This is a genomic window from Paraclostridium benzoelyticum (genome assembly GCF_001006285.1).
In the GTDB taxonomy this organism is placed as follows: domain Bacteria; phylum Bacillota; class Clostridia; order Peptostreptococcales; family Peptostreptococcaceae; genus Paraclostridium; species Paraclostridium benzoelyticum.
The window spans coordinates 34,397-50,506 of record NZ_LBBT01000018.1 but is presented as its reverse complement, the minus strand read 5'-3'; the positions used below and the strand labels follow the sequence as shown (position 1 = coordinate 50,506).

The window sequence follows — 16,110 nt, the reverse complement described above, 5'->3', positions numbered from 1 at the left end:
AATATTTTAAAAAATAAATTCTTAATAAGTTATCAAAGTATAGTAATATCAAAGGTTTAAAGGTAAGAAAAAAGACAATAAGAAATATTATTACGTCGTAAGAATGAGTAAAAAATAACAAACTTTATTGACATATTTTTGAAATTATATTATTCTGTAAAAGTCAATAAATCAAGTAACCAAGTAATTAACTTAAAGTCAATTGGAATGATAGACATACTTAGGGGGTATATACATGAATAAACTTTTAAGCTCTGTGAAAAGGTTAACATTGTTTTTTATAGGAATGAGTATAATTCAATTTGGAGTAGCGTTATATTTAAAAACAAATATAGGCTCAGATCCATTTACAGTTTTTACACAAGGGTTAGCGTGTGCATTAAATAGCATTGGGGTAAACGCTACTACAGGAACTGCAAATAGAATAATCTTAATTGTATTATTTACAATAATATTTTTAGTTCAGAAAAATCATATCAAAATAGGTACTTTAATATGTGTTATTGGAGTTGGGCCAATTATTGATATGGCTGTAAACGTTGTTACATATTTTCCAATTCAACACTATAATTATATTGGGAAAGTAGTTTTAGTAGGATTAGGGTGTTTTATCATAGCTGTAGGATTTTCTATTCTTTCATCTACTAAGGTAGGAATGGCACCAAATGACATAATACCGTTTATTATAAAAGATAAAATGAAATTAGAATATGGCTGGATAAGAATGGGAATTGATGCTACATTTTTGATTGCAGGATATTTATTAGGAGGAACGGTAGGACTTGGAACAGTTATAGCGATGCTTATAACAGGTCCATTTATACAAACATGTCTTCCATATGGAGAAAAGCTAGTTAACTTTATTTTAAATGAAGAACCTGTAAGAAATAGTGTTGAAGACTTTAACATATAATATAATAAAAAACTCTTTCTTAGGTAAATTAAAATTACGAGGAAAGAGTTTTTTTATTAAAAAAATTAAATATCTAAAAGAGTTTCAAAATTTCTACTATAAAGTAATTCATCAATTTTAGAAATATTAAGGTTTTTATTAATACCAAAGATTAAAATACTATCTCTAGGATTTTTAGGATATAACTCTCCTACATTTCCTAGTTTTAGAGCTTTATTGCTATCTTCTAAGTTTAATTTAGCAGATAAGCATAGTTGAATAATTTTATCTCTGCTTGGTTTTTTGCTTCCGTTTAAAATTTGATATCCATAAGTCCTATCGATTTCAGCATTTTTTATAAGTAAACTCTTGCTTATATTTTTATCCTTACATATGCTTTCAAAAAAATTAGGCAAGCTTAAATCAGAAAAATTTTCTTTAGCAATTTTGATAAACTCATCTAGACAAGATTCATCTTCTATATTGTTTAAAACGCTCATAAGTTCAACTGTTTTATCCTTATTCATATAAATAATTCCACCTCACATATTAATATGATATAATTCTATGGAAGTAAAATCAATAAAAGAGGTGCAAAAAATTGAATATAGATGAAGAATATAAATTATCGCTATACGAAGAATTAAAATCTATACACAAGAGTAGAAAAAGTGAAATATTTTTAGTTCAAAATACTTTGGATGAAAAATTTTATATAAAACGAGTATTAAAAGAGTATACGTTACAAGTATACGAAAGCTTAAATCATATAGAAAGTAAAAATTTGGCTAAAGTATATGAATTTTTTGAATATGAAGACAAATTGATAATAATTGAAGAGTTTATAAGTGGACATACGTTACAAGAAATTTTAAAAATAGACGGTAAGCTAAGTGAAGATGCTGTAGCAAAATATATGATTGATTTATGTTGTGTGCTAAAAAAAATTCACAATTTAAATCCTTGTATAATTCATAGAGACATAAAACCTGCTAATATAATGATAAGTAATGATGGAGTATTAAAACTTATAGATTTTGATATAGCAAGAATATATAAATACGGAGAAAACATGGATACGACTCTTTTGGGAACAAAGGGATATGCATCTCCAGAACAATTTGGATTTGATCAAACTGATTGCAGAAGCGATATATACGCTATTGGGATAATGATGAATGTATTGACTACAGGGAAGCATACAAAAGAAATAGAAAGCGATGGCAAGCTAAAAGATATAATAAAAAAATGTACGAAAATATCTGCTAATGAAAGATATCAAAGTGTAGAAGATTTAAAAGTAGACTTAGAAAAGTTAATTAATTTAGATTATAAAGAAGGAAAAAAATTATATAAATTAAATAAAATCTCAGATAATGATATAAAAGATTTAAATATTAATATGAAAAAGAATAACAATTTGTTGGATATATTGCCAGGGTTTAGGTCTAGAAATAAGTTGAATATGATGTTAGCTATTTTATGGTACTTATTTTTAATAACTGGTCTAGTTTTTGTAGATAGTACAACAACATTCATAGAAAATATACTTGTAATAGGATTATTATTATCATTATTTTTATTATATACTAACTTCTTAAATATAACGAGTAGATTACCTATGGTACGAAGTAAAGTAAGATATTTTAGTGTATTTGGATATATAATTTATAGCTTTATGCTTTTTATGGTTTTTGGTTTAGGTCTTGAGTTAGTGAAATAATTAAAAATGTGTATGCTAATAGCATACCAAAAAATTAAAAATAAATTTTATAATAAAATCAACAAGTAATTATTAGTGGAGGTTTTATTATGAAAAAAGTTATAGTAGGTATATTAATAGGTATTGTAGTTGTTTTAGGAGGGTGTGCAGCAATGTTTACTGCTGGAGTATCTAGTGTTGATAAAGCTGTAAATCAAGTTAAAGAAGATACTGTTAAAAATGATAGCAAAGTACAAGATTTAGCTAAAGATATGTCGTGGGACGTAGAAAAAGATCAATTTACTACTAAAATAGTTGGAACATTTGAAAACAAAAGTAATGAGAAAATAGATTATTTACAGTTTGATTATAAATTAATAGACAAAGAAGGAACAGTTATTGAAAGTTCATTTACTAATGAAACAGATATTATGCCTAAAGAGAAAAGAAAAGTAGAAATATTATGTTCTAAGAATAATTTTGATAAGTATGAAATAACAGCTAAATCAAGTACATTTTAATAAAAAAGAGTTGCCATTAATTAAAGGCAACTCTTTTTTACGTTAAAAAGATTATAATTTAAACAATATAAATAAAAAACTTAGACTTAACATTCAAGTAAGATTTTAAGATAGTATATTTATAAACATTATTATAGTAGGTATTGCAACTAGATCAATTAAAAAAGCGCATACAATTGGTATCGTGAAAAATGCTTTTTCTGAGTAACCATACCTACTACATATTGAATTCAAGTTGGCAAGTGCATTTGGAGTAGCACCAAGTTCATGACCTATAAATCCACCAACCATTACGGCTGCATCATAATCCTTACCTAATAATTTAAACATTACAAATATAGTAAATAAAACTATAAATAATACTTGCATTAAAACTATAATTAACATAGGTAATCCAAGTGTTTTTAATTCCCAAAGTTTAATACTCATAAGGGCCATAGTTAAAAATAAATTTAAACTTATATCACCTAAAAGTTCGAAGCATGAATAGTCAACATCTACAAATTTAAATTTATCATTACTATTTCTAAATAACATAGCAACTAAAATACCACCTACATACTCAGGTAATGCATAACCTGTTATTTTACCTATAAAATTGCTAACAACATACCCTAATGACATACACGTAGTCAATATAAATATATGCTTAATAAATTCTGAAGAATCCAATTTAGATGATACTTTAGAATCGGATGCTATCGCAATTTCACTATTGATATCATCTTCAATTTGGATATGATTATGTAAGTTGTTTGAAAGCGAATCTTTTGGTTTTAATTTATACTTCTCAATTAAAAATTTAGAGGTTGGAGCTCCTATAAATCCACCACTAATAAGCCCTAATGTTGCAGCGGCAAGACCTATAGTATTAGCACCTACAACTCCCATTGATTCTAAAGTTGGACCAAAAGTTGCACTAGTTCCATGACCTCCACCCATAGAAATGGCACCACACATAAGACCTAGTAATGGGTCAAGTCCTGTTAGTAATGCCCCTAATAATCCTATGATGTTTTGAGAAAATATAAGTATTATACAAAATATCCAGTAAATAAGTACAGATTTGCCTCCTTTTTTAATAAGGCTAAAACTTGCGCCTATACCTACTGTAGTAAAGAAAGCAACCATAAATGTAGATTGTAAGCTAGTGTCTAATACAATATTTAATATATTAAATTGATTAAGAAAAAAAACTAAAAGTGCAAAAAAGATACCTCCTATAACTGGTCCAGGTATACATAGTCTATCTAAAACTGATATTCGTTTTTTTACTATTTTTCCTAAAATTATTAAAAAACATGTTAATGCAATTGTAGCAGCAATGTTTAAATTAAGATTAAGGATTCCATTAATTTTATAAAGCTCCATCAAATCACTCCTTATTTAATTTAGTTAGATATTAGATTATTATACTATGAAACGATATGGAATGTAAATACAATTTAAACAATTCTTAAATTTCATAATAGAATTTTAATTGAATTAAAATAAAAAGAACTATCTTTTGTATTAAAGATAGTTCTTTTTATAAAACTTATATTGTATTATTTTTATCTCTAAGCAATAAATTAAGAGTTAAAGCAAATATAGTTCCTGTACTTATACCTGAACCAAATAACATTTTTAAACTATCAGGAAGATTTAATAAAAGATCTGGTCTAGTTGTAATACCAAGACCTAGAGCCAATGAAATAGATATTATAATTAAGTTTCTATTGTTCATATCTACTCTACTTAGTGTTTTTATACCGCTAGCAGCAACAACACCAAACATTACAACTCCAGCGCCACCCAATACAGGATTAGGAATAGATGCAACTAAAGCTCCTAATTTAGGAAAAACTCCAAGTATCATCATGATTATTCCAGACATTATAACTACATGCCTGCTTGCAACTTTAGTTATAGGGATAAGACCCACATTTTGACTAAATGATGTATTTGGACCTGCACCCAAAAATCCAGCTATAAAACTTCCAATACCATCAGCTAGAACCCCACCACTTATTTCTTCACGAGAAGTTTCTTTTTCAGAGGCTTCTCCAATTGCAATTAAGCATCCAACTGTTTCTATTGTAGTTACTAAGTAAGCTATTACAAATGGAGCAACTCCTGCTAAACTAAATTTTATTCCATGTTTTAACACTAAAGGAATACCAGGGAAACCTATCCAACTTGCATCTTTTACAGGTGTAAAATCAACAAGACCTAATGGAATACATACTATATACCCTATTAGCATACCTATTAAAATAGATGCACTGCTTAGTACCCCTTTTCCATAAATATTAAAAGCTATTACTATAATCATAACTAATAAAGCTATGCAAATATTTGTGATACTTCCATAAGTAGGTGAACCAACACCTCCAGCGCACCAATCCATAGCGACTGGAATAAGTGTAAGGCCTATTAAGGTCACAACAGTACCAGTTACAACAGGTGGAAAAAACTTCATAAGAGGCTTTATAAATCTACTTAAAATCATTTCTATAAAAGATCCGAGTATGGTAGCTCCAAATATTCCTGCAAGCCCCATAGAACTACCTACTACTATAGATGGACCAACAAAAGTAAAATCAGTTCCCATTATACATGGAAGCTTAGAACCTACTTTAGAAACTCCTCGAACTTGAATTATTGTTGCAATACCAGCAACAAATATTGCAGCACTGACCATTAATGCGGTTGTTTGGACATCAAGCCCAATAGCAGGACCGACAACTAAAGGGACAGCTACAATTCCACCAAAAGCTGCAACTATGTGCTGAAAACCAAGTAGTATTGAAAGCTGTAGATTTGGTCTGTCTTCTATTTTATATAGTAATCCTGAGTTATTTTGATTTTTAATCTTTTGAGAAGAACTATTTTCACTCATAAATTCTCCTCCTAATATAAATTTTGCTGCTAGCTATAATATTGAATCTTCCAAAAGAGCGATGGCCCTTATTGGAGACCCAGAACCTTCTCTGATTTTAAGTGGTAATCCAAAATATAAAAATCTTTTACCAACTAATTGATCAAGGTTACAAAGATTTTCTGTGTTGGTTATATCATATTCTCCACATACTAAATGACCTGAAAAATTTAAGTCTTTTGGATGATCAATTGCAGGAGCATCAACTCCTATATTAACTACTCCAGATGTTGCTAGGTACTTAGCTGCATCATAACTAAGTCCAGAATATTCAGTTTGCCACTTATCTGTGTTAAAATTTCTGTCATAATGACCGGTGTACATTAGCAATATATCTCCTTTTTCAATTTGCAAGTTAGATTTTTTTAAGGAAATTTCTATATCCTTAATTTCGATATACCTACTATAAGGAATATTGCTTAAGTCTATACAAATAGCACTCCCGAAAAAATAATCAAGAGGCATATTATCTATAGTTTTACCACTTGATTTATATTCCCACACAGCATCAGAGTGAGTACCGCCATGTTCACTTATAAGTAAATTTCTAGCAGAAAATCCTAAAGTTTTACTTCCAGTTCTTTTCATATTTTCTTCATGAGTCATATTTGTCATTATAAAGGTAGGTTGATGCATTGGGAAAACAGACATACCTTGATAAATTTCTTGTGACAAATCAATTACTTTAAACCCCATTAAAACACCTCCTTAAAAACTTTATTTAATAAGTTATATTCACAATAGCTAGAAAATATAATTTATAAACAAGTGTAAATAAAAAAATTAGGAAACTTACTTTAAACTGCAGAAAAATTCAATAGATAAAAATTAATCATAAGTTTGGATAAATGAAGATTTGCTTGTTTTAATAGTTTATCTACTTATTAAATTAAAAAAAATAAGGAGATAATTGTATGGAGAAAAAACAATATGTATTAGCAGTGCCAAATTTTAGTAATGGAAAAGACAAAGATGTAATTGAAGCTATTGTGGACGTAGTTAGAAATTCAAATGTAAAGTTAGTGAGCTATGAACCCGAAGAAGATTTTAACAGAACAGTTGTTACATTTATAGGAGAGCCAGAAGATGTAAAAGATGCTTTAGTTAATATGGCTAAAAAATCTATAGAACTTATAGATATGAGAGAACATAAAGGAACTCATCCTAGAATAGGAGCACAAGATACTCTGCCCATATTCCCACTTAAAAATATAACTATAGAAGAGTGTGTTAAGCTATCAAAAGAAATAGGGGAAAGGCTACATAAAGAAAGTAAAGTCCCTATATACTTTGCAGGAGAAAGTGCAAGTACAGAAGAAAGAAAGGCATTTGCATATATAAGAAAAGGTCAATATGAAGGTGTTAGAGATCTTTTAAAAGAGATAAAAGATGATCAGAGTAGACAAGAAGAATATAACAATAGAAAGCCAGATTTAAGTGTTGATGGATTATTAAGTGAAAAAGCTGGAGCAACATTATCGAGTGCTGAAGTTAATGGACTTACAGCTTATAATATATTTCTTGGAACTGAAAATGTAGAGATAGCTAAAAAAATAGCTAAAGCATTAAGAGGACCAAGTGGTGGATTTAGTACAGTTAGGGCTGTTGGAATTAAATTCCCAGAAAAAGAAGGCGTAGTAGTTTCTATGAATTTACTAGATTGTTATCAAACTCCTATTCATAGAGCGTTTGAATTTGTAAAAAGAGAAGCTGAGAGATATGGAGTAATAGTAACTGGAAGTCAATTAGTAGGACCTATAAAGCTAGACTATGTATTAGATACATTTAACTATTATTTACAATTAGAGGATTTTAGAAACGAACAAGTATTAGAAACTCATTTAATGGATATGTAAGGGGGATTTTAAATTATGGATTTAATTATAAAAAATGCAAACATACCTCAAGGAGACGAAATGGTTCTTACTAATATATTAGTAAAAGACGAAAAGATAGTAGGGTTTGTTGATGATATAAATATGATAGATGCAAAAGAAATTATAGATGCAAATAAAAATTTAGTAATGCCAGGTTGTATAGATTCACATACACATTTTATGTATCAAGGATTTCCTCATAGAGAAAATTTTTTAACCGGAACAGCAGCAGCAGCTACTGGAGGAGTTACCACTATAATTGATATGCCTTGTTGTTCAGTTCCTTCGGTTAGAAGTGTAGAACAATTAGAAACAAAACTAGGTATATGTGGACCACAAGCTGTAGTGGATTATGCTATGTGGGGAGGAGTTACAGGAGAAGATGTTCGTGAAGGTTGGATGAATAATGTAAAAGAGCAAGCCGATTATGGAGTAGTTGCTTTTAAAGTTTATATGACTCCATCTGTTCCAACTTATCCAAGAGTTACAGACCCAGAAATGTTTGAATGTTTTAAAGCAGTATCAGAAACAGGGCTTCCAATAGGAATACATGCAGAAAATTTTGCAATGTGTGATTTTTATGTGAATAAATTTAAAGAAGAAGGTAGACTTGATGGACCTGCTTGGGCAGAAGCTAGAATGGAACTTGCTGAAAAGGTAGCTATAGAGTTAGGTATTAGCTTTGCTGAAGCTAGTAAAGCTAGACTTCATATAGTTCATATGAGTACGGGTGTAGGGGCTAAGCTAGTAAAAGAAGCTAAAATGAGAGGGTTAGACGTAACTAGTGAATCTTGTCCTCATTATTTAACTTTAAATTATCAAGATGCTATGACTGAATATGGGCCACTTGCAAAAATAGCTCCACCTCTTAGAACTAAAAAAGATAATGTGGAACATTGGAAAGGGATAAATGATGGAAGTATAGATTTTATAGCAACAGACCATGCACCATATGAAATAGAAAGTGAAAAATTAAAAGAAGGTACAAACATATGGACTTCATTCCCAGGTATACCAGGAGTTGAGACTATGGTACCAGTAATAGTTAGTGAAGGATACAATAAGGGAAGGATTTCACTAAGTAAATTAGTTGATATACTAAGCACTAATGCAGCTAAACACTATGGATTATATCCTAAAAAAGGTGCTTTAAATATAGGGTCAGACGCTGACTTTGCAATAATAGATTTAAACAAAGAATGGACTATTAAAAATGAAAATTTAGTAACTATGTGTGGATATACTCCACTTGAAGGAATGAAGCTAAAAGGAAGAATAATTAAAACTATAGTTAGAGGTAATTTAGTTTATGAAGATGGAGAAGCTGGAGTTTTGGGAAATCTAGAAAATTATGATGTTTTATTTAATAACCCTGAAGAACTAACTAGTGGAGAATATAAAGTTAGTTATAGAAAAGACCATCCAGAGTTAATTGTTGAACATGTTAAAAATATAAAAGGTATAAAGGTTAAACCAGGATTCGGTAAATTTATAAAACGTCAAACAATAAGTAAGTTAGATAAAAATATCAAGTTCTAAGGTTGATTAGTGGTGGAGAGCGGGAGTTGTGAATTGCTTCTGTCGCTAAAGACCTAAAATGCGTGGTCTTTAACGCTTCTTCAGCAAGTCACAACTCCCACCCTCTATACTATCAATCTTTAGAAACTTAATTTTTTCGGTGAGGAAAGAAAATAGGAGGGGGATTTATTATGAAAAGACATGCAATTTTAGTTATAGATATGTTAAATGATTTTGTGGGAGAGAAAGCTCCATTAAGATGTCCGGGAGGAGAAAAAATAATACCTGACCTTCAAAAACTTTTTGCTTGGGTTAGAGAAAGAAATGCTAGAGGATTAGACGATGTCCAATTAGTTCATATACAAGAAGCTCATAGGAAAAATGATGCTGATTTTAGAGTTAGACCAGTTCATGCAGTTAAAGGAACTTGGGGTTCTGATTTCATAAAAGAACTTTATCCACAAGGTGAAGAGTATATAGTTCCAAAGAGAAGACATAGTGGATTTGCACATACTGATCTAGATTTATATTTAAGAGAAGAAAATATAGATACTGTAGTTGTTACTGGAGTATGGACTAATGTATGTGTTAGAAGTACTGCTAGTGATGCATTATATAATGCGTATAAAGTTATAACTTTAAGTGATGGAGTTCATTCTAAAAATGATGAAATGCATGAAGCAGGGCTTAGGGATTTAAGCATATTTACAAAAGTTATGACTATTGATGAGTATATAGATGCATGGGAAAAAAACTTAGACCCTTGGGTTGGAGGTGGAGATACAGAAAACAAAGTAGAGTAGTTTAAATAGTTTTGATATTCTGGTTTAGGCTTGTCGATGATATTTGGTATTTGCTCCATACAAGCTGGGAAGATGCTTGTAAATGTCGCTACATACCCAAATATCAACTCAAGCCATACAGAATATCAAAACTATATAACTTTATGTATGAGAGAAAAAGATAGGAAGTGGAAGGGGATTTTATGAAAATTGTTGTTGGAATTTCAGGTGGTAGTGGAGCAATTTATGCTTTAGGAATTTTACAAGCATTAAGAGAACTTGGTGTGGAGAGTCACTTGGTAGTTTCTAATATGGGGGAATATGTTGTTGAGCATGAGTGTGGTGTAAGTTTAGACGAGCTTAAAAAAATGGCTGACTTTTATTATGAAAATTATGATTTAGCAGCACCGATAGCGAGTGGGTCATTTAAAACAGATGGTATGATAATTGTTCCGTGTTCTATGAAGACATTAGCTTCAGTTGCTCATGGATTTAGCGAATCTTTATTAACTAGATGTGCTGATGTATGCATTAAAGATAGAAGAAAATTAGTATTACTTCCTAGAGAAACTCCTTTAAGTTCTATTCATCTTGAAAATATGCTAAAGCTTTCTAATATAGGGGTTACTATTATGCCTCCTACTCCAGGATTTTATAATCATCCTCAGGATATAAGTGATATTGTTACATCGATTATAGGAAGGTGTCTAGATCAATTTGATATAGAACATAACTTACTTAAGAGATGGGGGGAATAACATGGAGAGCCAAATGCTTAGATTTACTTTAGATAAATTAGAAAAATCAGGATATCTAAAAACTTGCAAAAAGAGAGTTGATAAAGAATTTGAATTAGGAGCTGTACTTAGGTATTTTGATAATGAAGTACCTATAGTTTTTAAGAATATAAAAAATTATGATATAGATTTAGTTGGTGGAGTATACGGAAATAGAAAAATATTTAATGATTTAATGGATGTAAATGAAGAAAATAGAATTTATAAATTTATGGATGCTATAGCAAATCCAAAATCCTATAAAGAAGTTAAAAGTGGACCTATTGCTCAAAATGTTATAACTAAAAATATAGATATAAATAAATTATTTCCGATTCCTACATCTCATGAAAAAGATTCATCAAATTTTATAACAGCAGGGATGCTAATAATAAAAGATCCAGAAACTGATGACACACATATGGCAGTTAGAAGATTCCAAATAAATGATAAAGATAATATAAGTGCTTTAGTATCTGGAGCTTCTCCTCATTTGAATAAGATAATTAAAAAAGCTGAATTAAATAATGAAAAGCTAGAGTGTGCAATAGTTTTAGGATATGATGCAGAATTTTTGATAGCATCTCAAATTAGTTCTTCAAAATATGGGCTAGATAAGTATGAGGTTTATAGTTCTTTAAAAAATGAACCACTTGAAGTTATAAAGTGTAGTAGTGTAGATATATTAGTTCCAGCATTTTGTGAAATTGTAATCGAGGGGTATTTAAATCCAAATAAAAAAATAAAAGAAGGGCCTTTCGGGGAACTTATGGGATATTATGGTGAAGTATCAAATCATCCAACTATAGACGTTAAAACTATAATGCATAGAGATAATCCAATTTTTCAACATGCATTTCCTTCAAGGGAAGAACATTTATCAAATGGTCTTATAAGAGAGGTTGAAATATATAGTGCTTTAAAAAATATAGTGGATGTAATAGATGTTAATGTAACGATAGGCGGAGGATGTAGACTTCATGGAGTTGTAAAGATAAACAAGAAAAATGAAGGAGATGGAAAAAGTTCCATACTGACAGCACTTGGAAGTAGTAAAGACTTAAAACATGTTGTAATAGTTGATGATGATGTAGATATCTATAACTATAAAGATGTAGAATTTGCAATAGCTTCAAGAGTGCAAGCAAGTGAGGATGTAATTATAATACCTAATGCACTGGGAAGTCCATTAGAAGCCTCTCATGTAAATAAAGGCCTTAGCGATAAAATGGGGATTGATGCAACAAAGCCTTTGGACAATGAATTGTTTAATAGAGCTATAATACCAGGTTATGAAAATATAAACATAGATGATTATTTTTAACTTCTTATGTTAAAGGGGTGAGTATGATTGAAAGCACTAGGAATAGTAGAAGTAAAAAGCTTAATAGGTGCAATTCAAGCTGCGGACACAATGTTAAAATCAGCAGATGTAGAGTTAGTTGATATAGATTTGGTGGGCTCAGGAATAGTGGCAGCAATTATAAAAGGAGATGTAGCAGCTGTTAAAGCAGCTGTTGAAAATGGAGAAGAAAGTGCAGGAAGATTAGCGGAAATAATATCCACTAATGTAATAGCTAGACCTCATGATGAAGTAAGTAAAATTTTATAGGTGGTGGTTAAGTGGCAGATTTATTGACAAAAGTTGTTATGAAGAATATATCAAATAAAGCACTTAATAAAAAAATATGTAAAAAAGAAGAAAATAAAAAAATTGAAAATATAAATTGTAAAGAAGTAGAAATTTTAAAAAGTATATTATACAAGAATAGTAAAAAAAATAATTTAAATAATCTTAATAATGAAAAGCATATAAATAAAGAAATGAAATTTAAATCATTAAAAGATTTAAATCACAATATAGTTGTAGATAAAAATATACATACAAATAATAAATGTAAAAACATGATTAGCTTAAAAGATTTAGCTAAATAAGGGGGGATAATATGAGAAAAGCCCTAGGGATGATTGAAGCTGTAGGACTTACTACAGCGATAGCAGCTCTTGATGCTGCAAGTAAAGCAGCGGATATTACGCTAGTAGGATATGATAAAGTAATAGGTGTTGAAAAAGCGGTTAGTGTAACTATACATATAGCTGGGGAGGTTGCAGCAGTAAATGCTGCTATCGATGCTGGTGTTGAGGCAGGAAACAAAGTTGGAAAAATTGTTTCAAGTAAAACGATAGCTAGACCTCATGAAGAAATTGATGTTTTAATCAAAGAATTTGAAAAAAATCTTAAAGTAAAAAATATTAATAAAAAAGTAATAGAAAATAAAAGTGAAGCAAATAATTGATAACGGGAGGAATTTATTATGGGTCAAGCGCTAGGAATGATAGAAACTAAAGGTTTGGTAGGTGCAGTAGAAGCTGCAGATGCTATGGTTAAATCAGCTAATGTAACTTTAATGGGATATGAAAAAATAGGATTTGGACTAGTAACTGTTATGGTAAGTGGAGATGTAGGTGCAGTTAAAGCTGCTGTAGATGCTGGAGCAGAAGCAGCAAGAAATGTAGGTGAACTTCACTCAGTACATGTTATCCCAAGACCACACTCAGAAGTTGAAAGAGTAATTTTAAGCAGAGATTAAATAGATGAAAGAAAAAATTGATTTTACAAAAAATATACTGAATAAAATAAGTAAAAATATAAAAAAAGATAATAAAAAAGAATCTAGTAATTGTAAAACTATTATATCAAATAATAAATTTAATTCTATAGAAGACAATTCATATGTAATGATACCTACAAATCACAAGAATATAAAAGAAATTCTTGATCTCTTAAATAACAATCATACTAAATATAAAAATGAAACAATTAATCATAAAAATAATAAAGATGAAGTAAGGAAGGAAATAATAACATTAAATGATATTATGAATTTAAATGAAGGAACTATAAGCATATCAAAGAATACGATAATAACTCCAATGGCAAAAGATTATATAAAACAAAAGAAAATAAAAATTGAAATAGGGGGATAAACATGCAAATAGGAAAAGTTATAGGAACGGTAGTTGCGACTAAAAAAGACGATTCGTTGATTGGAAGCAAATTAATGATAACTCAACCATTGAACTTAAAAAATGAAATAGATGGTAAACCACTAATAGCTGTAGATACAGTAGGAGCTGGAATTGGAGAACTTGTAATATATACAGAAGGTACAGCGGCTAGAAATGCAACCAAAAAACTACAATCATCAATAAATGCAGCTATTATAGGGATAGTGGATAATATAGATGTTTGGGAGGATTAAAATTGAAATATATAAAACAAGCAATAGAGTACAAGGAGTTAATAGATACACTTATGAGTAATAAGCACCATGCAGATATTGTTCTGTATGGTGGGAACATTGTAAATGTACTGACTAAAGAGATATACACAGGAGATATAGCTATAAATGGGAAATACATATTAATGGTGGGAAATTGTGAGGATTTAATAGGTGAAAACACTATAGTAGTAGATGTACGTGGTAAGTACTTGTCTCCTGGATTTATAGATTCACACATGCATTTTGAAAGTAGCATGCTAACAGTTACTGAGTTTTCTAGGCTTTCGATACCATCAGGAACCACAACTTTGATAGCAGATCCTCATGAAATAGGAAATGCCTTAGGTACTGTTGGAATGAAAGCTATGGCAGATGAAGCAAGTTATGTTCCAAACTATGTAAGATTTGTAGTCCCTGCGTTAACTCCAGATTGCCCTAGTCTTGAAACAGCAGGAGTTGATGTTAGTTCTAAAGATATGGAAGATTTGCTAAACTATAAAAACATAATAGGTATAGGAGAACTTCAAGGATTTAGCAATGCAAAACATGTATACAACAATACTCCGGAAATAATAACAGATTTATTAGCATCGACTACTTATGCTAAAAGTATAGGGAAAATAGTAGATGGTAATGCTCCGGAATTGTTCTCGAATGAACTTGCCGCACATATAGTGTGTACTGGTGGAAAATGTTCTTGCCATGAAACAACTACTAAATCCGAATGTATAGAAAAGTTAAGACAAGGGGTCTACGTATTCATGAGGGAGGGATCTACTCAAAAGAATATGGGGGAATGTATAAAAGCAATAACAGAAGAACATTTGGATTCAAGAAGATGCATATTAGCTACAGATGATATGGTGGCAAAAGATTTACAAGAATTAGGGCATATGAATGAAATAATAAAAAGAACTATAAGAGCGGGTATAAATCCTGTTGAAGCTATACAAATGGCGACAATAAATCCTGCAACTTACTTTAATTTAGAGGATAGAGGGGTACTAGCTCCATCAAAAGTTGCTGATATTGCAATAATAAATAATTTGAATGATATGGATATAGAAGCTGTTTTTATAGAAGGAGAACTTGTAGCTTCTAATAAAAAACTATTGATAGACTTGCCTAAATATACCTATCCTGATAGTGTAAAAAACTCTATTAAAATAGATCAAATAAATGAAAAAGATATAGGAATTATAAGTGATGAAAAAGAAGTAGTTGCTAGATGCATAAAAGCAATACCTGATCAAAATCTAACTGAATGTATGGAAGTTAAGTTAAAAACTAGGGATAATGTAGTAGAAGCTGACACAACTAATGATATTTTACATATTGCATGTATTGAAAGATATGGGAGAAACAATAATATAGGTAAAGCTTTTGTCAATGGATTTGGACTTAAAAAAGGGGCATTTGCAGAAAGTATAGCTCATGATACTCATAATATAACTGTTGTTGGAACTAATATAAATGATATGGTAGTTGCAGTTAATAAAGTTATAGAAATGGGCGGAGGTATTGCTGTTGTCAATAATGGCCGAGTTTTAGAAGAACTAAGGTTAAATGTAGGAGGGCTTATTACAGATGAACTTACAGGAAGTGAAGTAAGTGAAAAAATAGATTTACTAGAAAATGTAGTAAGTAAAGATTTAGGTGGGAATTTACATGCTCCATTTATGCATTTATCTTTTTTAGCTTTATCCACAAGCCCTAAATGGAAAATTACTGATAAAGGACTAATAGATGTAAATAATTTTGAAGTTTTAAGTCCAATAGTTAATTAGTAAAAAATCCTAACTATAAAAATTAGTTAGGATTTTTTGTTTTGAACATAT

Annotated in this window: 19 protein-coding genes; 15 read left to right on the top strand and 4 right to left on the bottom strand. The window is 30.0% G+C overall.

The features are described 5' to 3' along the window. Positions 1–235: 235 nt before the first annotated feature. Positions 236–913 carry a YczE/YyaS/YitT family protein gene (locus VN21_RS01040; protein ID WP_046821628.1) on the top strand — a complete coding sequence of 226 codons (678 nt, stop codon included), beginning with the start codon at positions 236–238 and terminating at the stop codon, positions 911–913. A 65-nt stretch (positions 914–978) separates the two neighbouring features. Here the strand turns inward: VN21_RS01040 and VN21_RS01035 are convergent, their stop codons facing one another. Then, positions 979–1,419, bottom strand: a complete 441-nt coding sequence (locus VN21_RS01035; RefSeq protein ID WP_046821627.1) for a hypothetical protein — start codon at positions 1,417–1,419, stop codon at positions 979–981. A 74-nt stretch (positions 1,420–1,493) separates the two neighbouring features. Here VN21_RS01035 and VN21_RS01030 point away from each other — a divergent pair, with 74 nt between their 5' ends. Further along, a complete protein-coding gene (locus VN21_RS01030) occupies positions 1,494–2,615 on the top strand; it encodes a serine/threonine-protein kinase (protein WP_046821626.1) in 1,122 nt (373 codons plus the stop codon). Between the two features lie 89 nt (positions 2,616–2,704). Then, entirely contained in the window at positions 2,705–3,115 is a 411-nt protein-coding gene (locus tag VN21_RS01025; RefSeq protein WP_046821625.1) for an FxLYD domain-containing protein, read from the top strand. Between the two features lie 105 nt (positions 3,116–3,220). On the opposite strand, the gene gltS is transcribed toward VN21_RS01025, so the two are convergent. The 3 genes from gltS to VN21_RS01010 form a co-directional block, all read right to left on the bottom strand. Then, complete coding sequence (gltS, locus tag VN21_RS01020; protein WP_046821624.1) at positions 3,221–4,486, bottom strand: sodium/glutamate symporter; 1,266 nt, start codon at positions 4,484–4,486, stop codon at positions 3,221–3,223. 166 nt (positions 4,487–4,652) lie between these two features. Further along, positions 4,653–5,996, bottom strand: a complete 1,344-nt coding sequence (locus VN21_RS01015; RefSeq protein WP_046821623.1) for a uracil-xanthine permease family protein — start codon at positions 5,994–5,996, stop codon at positions 4,653–4,655. Positions 5,997–6,029: 33 nt separating this feature from the next. After that, positions 6,030–6,731: a cyclase family protein gene (locus tag VN21_RS01010; protein WP_046821622.1), complete on the bottom strand. Its 702-nt coding sequence runs from the start codon at positions 6,729–6,731 to the stop codon at positions 6,030–6,032. A gap of 218 nt (positions 6,732–6,949) precedes the next feature. On the opposite strand from VN21_RS01010, the gene ftcD reads away from it, so the two are divergent. The 12 genes from ftcD to VN21_RS00950 all read left to right on the top strand — a co-directional run bounded on the left by ftcD (position 6,950) and on the right by VN21_RS00950 (position 16,059). Further along, entirely contained in the window at positions 6,950–7,891 is a 942-nt protein-coding gene (gene ftcD / locus VN21_RS01005) for a glutamate formimidoyltransferase (protein WP_046821621.1), read from the top strand. Between the two features lie 15 nt (positions 7,892–7,906). Then, on the top strand, positions 7,907–9,451 hold the full coding sequence (locus VN21_RS01000; RefSeq protein WP_046821620.1) for a dihydroorotase: 1,545 nt from the start codon (positions 7,907–7,909) through the stop codon (positions 9,449–9,451). A gap of 170 nt (positions 9,452–9,621) precedes the next feature. Continuing rightward, a complete protein-coding gene (locus VN21_RS00995; protein ID WP_046821619.1) occupies positions 9,622–10,233 on the top strand; it encodes a cysteine hydrolase family protein in 612 nt (203 codons plus the stop codon). A gap of 182 nt (positions 10,234–10,415) precedes the next feature. Then, positions 10,416–10,970, top strand: a complete 555-nt coding sequence (locus VN21_RS00990) for a UbiX family flavin prenyltransferase (RefSeq protein ID WP_046821618.1) — start codon at positions 10,416–10,418, stop codon at positions 10,968–10,970. 1 nt (position 10,971) lies between these two features. Further along, a complete protein-coding gene (locus VN21_RS00985) occupies positions 10,972–12,312 on the top strand; it encodes a UbiD family decarboxylase (RefSeq protein WP_046821617.1) in 1,341 nt (446 codons plus the stop codon). 27 nt (positions 12,313–12,339) lie between these two features. Next, a complete protein-coding gene (locus VN21_RS00980; protein WP_021431056.1) occupies positions 12,340–12,600 on the top strand; it encodes a BMC domain-containing protein in 261 nt (86 codons plus the stop codon). 11 nt (positions 12,601–12,611) lie between these two features. Further along, complete coding sequence (locus VN21_RS00975) at positions 12,612–12,923, top strand: hypothetical protein (RefSeq protein WP_046821616.1); 312 nt, start codon at positions 12,612–12,614, stop codon at positions 12,921–12,923. An 11-nt stretch (positions 12,924–12,934) separates the two neighbouring features. Then, entirely contained in the window at positions 12,935–13,285 is a 351-nt protein-coding gene (locus VN21_RS00970) for a BMC domain-containing protein (protein ID WP_046821615.1), read from the top strand. Positions 13,286–13,300: 15 nt separating this feature from the next. After that, positions 13,301–13,579, top strand: coding sequence for a BMC domain-containing protein (locus VN21_RS00965; RefSeq protein ID WP_270659173.1), 279 nt, complete (start codon positions 13,301–13,303; stop codon positions 13,577–13,579). Positions 13,580–13,583: 4 nt separating this feature from the next. Further along, positions 13,584–13,976, top strand: coding sequence for a hypothetical protein (locus tag VN21_RS00960; RefSeq protein ID WP_046821614.1), 393 nt, complete (start codon positions 13,584–13,586; stop codon positions 13,974–13,976). A 2-nt stretch (positions 13,977–13,978) separates the two neighbouring features. After that, positions 13,979–14,251: a EutN/CcmL family microcompartment protein gene (locus VN21_RS00955; RefSeq protein WP_021431051.1), complete on the top strand. Its 273-nt coding sequence runs from the start codon at positions 13,979–13,981 to the stop codon at positions 14,249–14,251. Between the two features lie 2 nt (positions 14,252–14,253). Continuing rightward, complete coding sequence (locus tag VN21_RS00950) at positions 14,254–16,059, top strand: adenine deaminase (protein WP_226896656.1); 1,806 nt, start codon at positions 14,254–14,256, stop codon at positions 16,057–16,059. The last annotated feature ends 51 nt before the right edge of the window (positions 16,060–16,110 follow it).

What these genes read in the sequence shown, in the direction of transcription:
- VN21_RS00970 (WP_046821615.1), top strand. Translation starts at nt 12,935, where the DNA reads ATGAGAAAAGCCCTAGGGATGATTGAAGCTGTAGGACTTACTACAGCG.
- VN21_RS00985 (WP_046821617.1), top strand. Translation starts at nt 10,972, where the DNA reads ATGGAGAGCCAAATGCTTAGATTTACTTTAGATAAATTAGAAAAATCA.
- VN21_RS01010 (WP_046821622.1), bottom strand. Translation starts at nt 6,731, where the DNA reads ATGGGGTTTAAAGTAATTGATTTGTCACAAGAAATTTATCAAGGTATG.
- VN21_RS00955 (WP_021431051.1), top strand. Translation starts at nt 13,979, where the DNA reads ATGCAAATAGGAAAAGTTATAGGAACGGTAGTTGCGACTAAAAAAGAC.
- VN21_RS00960 (WP_046821614.1), top strand. Translation starts at nt 13,584, where the DNA reads ATGAAAGAAAAAATTGATTTTACAAAAAATATACTGAATAAAATAAGT.
- VN21_RS01015 (WP_046821623.1), bottom strand. Translation starts at nt 5,996, where the DNA reads ATGAGTGAAAATAGTTCTTCTCAAAAGATTAAAAATCAAAATAACTCA.
- VN21_RS00995 (WP_046821619.1), top strand. Translation starts at nt 9,622, where the DNA reads ATGAAAAGACATGCAATTTTAGTTATAGATATGTTAAATGATTTTGTG.
- ftcD (WP_046821621.1), top strand. Translation starts at nt 6,950, where the DNA reads ATGGAGAAAAAACAATATGTATTAGCAGTGCCAAATTTTAGTAATGGA.
- gltS (WP_046821624.1), bottom strand. Translation starts at nt 4,486, where the DNA reads ATGGAGCTTTATAAAATTAATGGAATCCTTAATCTTAATTTAAACATT.
- VN21_RS01025 (WP_046821625.1), top strand. Translation starts at nt 2,705, where the DNA reads ATGAAAAAAGTTATAGTAGGTATATTAATAGGTATTGTAGTTGTTTTA.
- VN21_RS00990 (WP_046821618.1), top strand. Translation starts at nt 10,416, where the DNA reads ATGAAAATTGTTGTTGGAATTTCAGGTGGTAGTGGAGCAATTTATGCT.
- VN21_RS01040 (WP_046821628.1), top strand. Translation starts at nt 236, where the DNA reads ATGAATAAACTTTTAAGCTCTGTGAAAAGGTTAACATTGTTTTTTATA.
- VN21_RS01000 (WP_046821620.1), top strand. Translation starts at nt 7,907, where the DNA reads ATGGATTTAATTATAAAAAATGCAAACATACCTCAAGGAGACGAAATG.
- VN21_RS01035 (WP_046821627.1), bottom strand. Translation starts at nt 1,419, where the DNA reads ATGAATAAGGATAAAACAGTTGAACTTATGAGCGTTTTAAACAATATA.